Here is a 5,432-nt window from a genome sequence, read left to right on the forward strand (position 1 = left end):
CACATCGGGGGTGCGCTCCAGCAGCAACGCCACCACCGTGCCGGGACCTGCCCCTGCCTGCACTAACCACGCTGCGATGACGGCCGCGCGGTCGTCCAGCTGCCGATAGGTGAGCGTGGTGTGGCCCACCTGCACCGCGATCGCGTCAGGCGTACGTTCGACCTGCGAGCTGACGACCTCGTGCACGCATTGCGACCAAGTCCCGTCATCGGTGGTCCGATTCCAGCTCAGCTGACGTTGGCGCTCCTGGGGGGTAACCAGATCATGCTCGACCATTGGTGTTTCGGGCTCCGCTGCGATCGCATCGAGCAAACGGCGCCAATGCGATGCCATCTCGCGCGCCGTCGCACGGTCGAACACATCCGAGCTGAAGACGAGCGCTCCCACCACCTGTCCGTCGGGCCGCTCTTCCAACTCGATACTGATGTCTAACGTCGCCGATCCCACGGCGTCACGGACATCGGCGTCCATCGGGTGCAGTGACCACTCGTCAGACTGCGACGCCAACGGTGAATGAAAGAGCAACTCACTGTGGAAAATCGGCCGGTCGCGGGGATCTCGCGATAGGCCGAGCCCAGCCACCAGGGTGTCGAACGGCACCGCATTGCTGAGCGCATCGGTGACCACTCGACGGATTCGGCCCACGAGTGCAGTGAAAGGCTCGTCGCCCGACACGTCACATCGTAGGGTTACCGGAGTCTCGCAGTTACCGGCCACTTCCAACAGGCCCGCGCGGTCGCGCAAGTCATGCGTGCTGCCGAACACGACGTTGTTCGACTCGGCATACAGATGAAGCCACCACGCGTATGCGGCGGCGAGAGCGTGAAAAAGGCTGCCGTCCACAGCCCGAGCCGCGCGACGCAGCCCGTCAACGGTGGTGGGTGCAATCGCCAGCGGGATGGTTCCGCCGGCAAACGTCTGACATTGCGGCCGTGGGCGATCAAGCGGCAGCTGGCTGGGCGTGCTGCCGGCAAGCTTGTTGCACCACTGAGCGATTCGGCCGGCTGTCTCCGGCCCGCGAACCCAATCGAGCCCCCACATCGTGTAATCGGCATACTGCGCTCGCGGGTCCGGCAGCGACGGCGGCACACCCGTGGCGTAGCTGCGGTACAGGGCCGTCAACTCTGGTAATAGCACGCGTTGCAGCGCCGTCCTGTCAAAGACCAGATGGTGTAGGCCCAGCTGCAACCGGTGGTCGTCCTCGCTGATGCGGATCAGCCGCGGACGAAATAGTGGTCCTTCGGCCAGGTCGTAGGGACGCAGCGTGTCGGCGGTGGCGATCTCGGTGGCTCGGTGGACGGCGTCTTCGAGACTCACGTGGGTCAAATTGATGAGGGGCAGGTCGACTTCCACCGGTTCCCGGACAAATTGATGAGGCAGGCCATCAATGGTTCTGAAGGTCGTGCGCCACACCTCGTGCCTCGCAACCACTTCGGTGAGCGCTCGGCGTAGCGCTTGCACGTCGAGCGGACCCGCCTTGCGAATCGTGACCAGTTCGCTGTGGGCGGGCGCGGACGGCGTGAGCTGAGTTAGAAGCCACAGCCGAGTCTGGGAAACCGACAGTGGCAGCGGTGCCGACTCCTGCCGCCGACTGACCGGATATGTCTCGGCCATTGTGTAATCAGCGGCCACGGCAGGAGTCGCCAACACGTGACCTGCACTTGTCATGCAGTTCAGAGACTGTTGGCATGGCCCGCACTGCGGCCCCAAACGACATCTGCTCCTCCTAGCGCGGGGACGTCGATTGCTCGTTCAGGCCACCCCCCGACGGTCCTGGATGCAGCCAGCGCATCCGTACCGGATACCCACTGACTAGTTACTTTACATACAATATACCGGATATTGACGGTAATGGCAGTAGAGTGGGTATTCTCTAAGGCCTAAAGCATTCATGCATCCGTCCATCCGCATGCTGAGGCTCTAATACGCGGTTGTGCCCGAGGGCTACGAAGTCGCCTACCTACTTGGTGTCTGGTATCCAGCTGACCGGCCGCTCACGCCGATCCGCAAACCCAACCGCCGACCCTTCGATGAGGTTGTCCACCAAGAACAGTGGTGAGCTCAGTCGTAGCAGAGCGTCTCAGGACCCTGCTCGATTCGGAGCGAGCCGCACTTTGGGCAGCGGGGCGGGGCAGCGAAACTCAGCGCGCCACCGCAATCGCAGGTGGCAGCCGCTTCCACCGCTGCGTAGTACTCCGCGTCTGAAAGCGGCTCGATATCGAGATGCTCGCGGACATAACGGTGCTCGCCGGCGAAGGCGATCGTGTACGGGGTTGCGCTGCCCTTCAAATAGCGCAGGTGCAGATCGCCGAGCTCGTCGAAGCCGACACTTTTGGCCTGTCCGCACCGAACGCAGTGCGACAGATGGAAAGTGAAACCTCCGCCATCACTGACGGTGAACTGATCCGCACAGTCCAGGCACGTAGCCGTGCTACTCGATCCCATGCGCTCCAGGTTAGGAGTGGGCACCGACAGCATTACGCCTCGCAGGCCGACCGCAAGACGTCGGGCGTCCAAGCTGGCCAGATCGGTGTGCCGACGACGAAGCCGTCGTTCAACTGAGCGACGATGCGAGGGCCTCTCAGGGCGCTGCCGTCGTACACGGTCACCGAATCGCATCGGAGGAGCGCGGCGGAGACGAGCCCCCAAAGTCCTTGGTAGCGTGCGCGAATCTTATTCCCGGGCACACTGTGCCCACCCGCGCCGACCCCGCTCGACCGCCAGCTCCTCGGGGATGAGCAAGACATGCAGAACGAGTGTGTAATCCGCCGCGTGGGCGGCGTCGATCAGTGCCAGCTTCGACGGATGGGAGAAGACGGTCTCCGCGATGAACGACGCGCCCAGCTCGATGAGCTTGGCCCTGGTCTTGGACGCCACTTGAGCCGCCGCATACGAATGCGAAGCGGGATCCTCGGGCCAACGCTGTTTGGCAATCTCATCTGCGTTGACGAAAACGCTGCCGGGCAACAAGGGCGCCAGCGTGCGTCCGACGAACGTCGACTTACCGGCTCCGTCAGGTCCGACGACGAGATCTAGCCGCCTCATCGGGGAGGTGCAGCTCTCGCCTTCCTCTGGCTTGGTCGCTTCGCCTTCAGTGTTACCGAAGACCCGTCAGGGCGGTACTCAACACTGTCACCGTTCTCATCGAGAGCCACGGTGGTGATGCCACGCGGGGCAAGGTCTGCCTAGCCGTACTCCCCGCGTAGCAGTGTACTACAACTGTAGCAGTCTGCTACAAACTCTGGCTCTGCTCCAGATGCGTAGGCGGCGCTGTCGTAGCTGCATCGGGGTGAGCGACACGCTGCTGCCTAGTGGCCGGTGCTGCGGGCCAGATCGACGGGGCCCCCGTTGCGGGCCAGGTCGACGACGTACTGATTCACGAAGGTGCCCGCCGGCGGATCGCCTTTGTCGCATGATCCGTCGGACTCGCCTGGACGCTTGATCCACAAGAAGGCGTCGACGTGTCCGTTGCCGGTCGCTGTCGTCGGCGCGGCGCCCAGCGCCCGACCGCTGGGATTGCACCAGTCGAGCTTGGACGTGGGTGCCGGGCCGGCGCCGTTACGCGACGTGTCGATCACATAGTGGGCGCCATTGATGTGTCCCGAAATCGCGTCGCCATAACCGATTTCGTCCTCGGTCGTGTAGAAGTTCGCGACGTTGAGGCTAAAACCCCGCGCGTGGGCGACACCGGCCTTGTTGAGCCGATCGGCCATGTCCTCGGGGCTGTGCCAGTGGATGTGTCCGGCGTCGACGTATACGGCCGTGGCCGGGTTGCGCGTCAGTGAGTCGACGGCGTAGTGGATCAGGTCGTAGCGCTCTTGGCGCTGATCGCCCGACAGGCAGTCGGCCATGGCGAGCGCGTCGGGTTCGACGATGACCGCCGCCCGCGAGGCGCCGATCTGGGAGGCGATGTTGTCGATCCACCCGCGATAGGCGTCGCCGGACCCCATGCCGCCCGCAGCGAAGCTGCCACAGTCGCGGTGCGGAATGCCGTAGATGGTGAATACCGGCAGGGCCCCCGCGGCCGCCGCGTCGCCGGTGTACTTCGCCACGGTCGACGCCGACGAGCCCGGGACAATCCAGTACGCCTGCGGCGTGTTGGCGACGGCGGTCAACTCCGGACTGGGCGGATCGGCATGCTGCGCGGCGCGCATGGCCGCCGAGGTGGGGTTGACGTAGAAGGGCATGCCGGCCAACGGGTTGGCGTTGTCGACCAGGCGCATCGCCGGGGCGGGACTGTTTTGCCCCGGTTCACTGAGTTGACCTGTGCCGACAACGGCCGCGACCGTCAGGAAGGGCGCGACCCACCGCGCGAGCGCACCAGCAGTTAGAAATGTCACTTTTTGGAAACTAGTGCGCCGCGGCGTCGAGCGCCAATCGCGGACGCGCTACGGGCGGCAGGCGGACCGCAACACGTCAGGGGTCCACGCCGGCCAGGCTGGTGAGCCGATGCAGAAGCCGGCGCTCAGGTGAGCGACGATTCGGGGACCGGTGCGGCCGCTGTTGTCGTACACGGTGGACGAGTCGCAGCGCAGGATCGCGGCGGCGATGAGCCCCCAAAGACGTTGGTAGCGTTCACGTATCTTGTTCTCGGGTACATCGTGTCCACCAGCGCTCACTCGGCGCCGGACCCGCTCGACGGCCAAATCCTCGGGAATCAGCAGGACATGCACCACGATCGTGTAGTCCGCTGCGTGGGCGGCATCGACCAGTTCCAGCTTCGACGGATGGGAGAACACGGTCTCGGCGATCAACGATGCGCCGAGTTCGATGAGCGTGGCCCGCGTCTGTGCCGCCACCCGCGCAGCTTCGTAGGCGTGCGAGGCCGGATCATCCGGCCAGCGTTGCCTGGCGATCTCGTCGGCGTTGACGAAGGCGCTGCCGGGCAGCAGCGGTGCCAACGTGAGTTCGACGAACGTCGACTTGCCGGACCCATTGGGCCCGACGACGAGATCGAGCCGCTTCATCGAGCGGGTGTGGCGCTCGCCTTTCTGCGGCGTGGTGGTGTCATGTTCAGCGTGCTCGACGACCCGTCAGGGCGGTGCTCGACGATGTCACCGTTGTCGTCGAGGGCCACGGTTGTCACGCCTCGCTCGGCCAGCAGCGTGCCGTAGTTCGCTCCGGCCAGATTCTCTTCAACGGCCGCTGCGATCTCGGCATTGAAGACCGCACCTTCTTCGGCACCGAGTTCCCGCAGTTCCAGCTCGCCGGCCAACGCGGCTTCAACTCGCCGCCGGGCCGCCGTCTGCTGAGTCGAGACTTCGCGTCCCACTCGTGCCCAGTGGTCGAGCTGCTGTTTGGCCGAGCGGCTTTGTCGTGCGCCTTCGGCGGCCGCGCTGTCCATCAGGTCGGCCGCGACGCGTGTCACCCGATCAGTGGTCTGTGTCATGAGCGGCCTTCGCTGTAGCAGTCTGCTACAAGGATAGCACTCT

The 5,432-nt window shown here is 64.7% G+C and carries 5 protein-coding genes and 2 pseudogenes; 1 reads left to right on the forward strand and 6 read right to left on the reverse strand.

The genetic code is table 11. The annotated features are described in order from the left end of the window. The coding region (locus AC2VOU_RS18435; protein ID WP_486958668.1) for a condensation domain-containing protein at positions 1-1,668 on the reverse strand (1,668 nt) is incomplete at its 3' end. A 265-nt stretch (positions 1,669-1,933) separates the two neighbouring features. On the opposite strand from AC2VOU_RS18435, the pseudogene AC2VOU_RS18440 reads away from it, so the two are divergent. After that, a pseudogene (locus tag AC2VOU_RS18440) lies at positions 1,934-2,059 on the forward strand (nitroreductase family protein); the annotation flags it as partial. 2 nt (positions 2,060-2,061) lie between these two features. Here the strand turns inward: AC2VOU_RS18440 and AC2VOU_RS18445 are convergent. The 5 genes and pseudogenes from AC2VOU_RS18445 to AC2VOU_RS18465 form a co-directional block, all read right to left on the reverse strand. Next, positions 2,062-2,445 (reverse strand): hypothetical protein, encoded by a 384-nt coding sequence (locus AC2VOU_RS18445; RefSeq protein ID WP_486958669.1) that lies wholly within the window; start codon positions 2,443-2,445, stop codon positions 2,062-2,064. Between the two features lie 32 nt (positions 2,446-2,477). Then, positions 2,478-3,045: pseudogene (locus AC2VOU_RS18450) on the reverse strand (ATPase). A 263-nt stretch (positions 3,046-3,308) separates the two neighbouring features. Continuing rightward, positions 3,309-4,340: a glycoside hydrolase family 6 protein gene (locus AC2VOU_RS18455; protein ID WP_486958670.1), complete on the reverse strand. Its 1,032-nt coding sequence runs from the start codon at positions 4,338-4,340 to the stop codon at positions 3,309-3,311. A 48-nt stretch (positions 4,341-4,388) separates the two neighbouring features. Then, entirely contained in the window at positions 4,389-4,967 is a 579-nt protein-coding gene (locus tag AC2VOU_RS18460) for an ATPase (protein WP_486958671.1), read from the reverse strand. After that, positions 4,964-5,389, reverse strand: coding sequence for a TA system antitoxin ParD family protein (locus AC2VOU_RS18465; RefSeq protein ID WP_486958672.1), 426 nt, complete (start codon positions 5,387-5,389; stop codon positions 4,964-4,966). The genes AC2VOU_RS18460 and AC2VOU_RS18465 overlap by 4 nt, the downstream gene beginning before the upstream one ends. Positions 5,390-5,432: the final 43 nt, after the last annotated feature.

The sequence above is a fragment of the Mycobacterium sp. TH-M25 genome (genome assembly GCF_057473665.1).

Coding starts and splice junctions, on each gene's coding strand:
- AC2VOU_RS18445 (WP_486958669.1), bottom strand. CDS start 2,445: ATGGGATCGAGTAGCACGGCTACGTGCCTGGACTGTGCGGATCAGTTC.
- AC2VOU_RS18465 (WP_486958672.1), bottom strand. CDS start 5,389: ATGACACAGACCACTGATCGGGTGACACGCGTCGCGGCCGACCTGATG.
- AC2VOU_RS18460 (WP_486958671.1), bottom strand. CDS start 4,967: ATGAAGCGGCTCGATCTCGTCGTCGGGCCCAATGGGTCCGGCAAGTCG.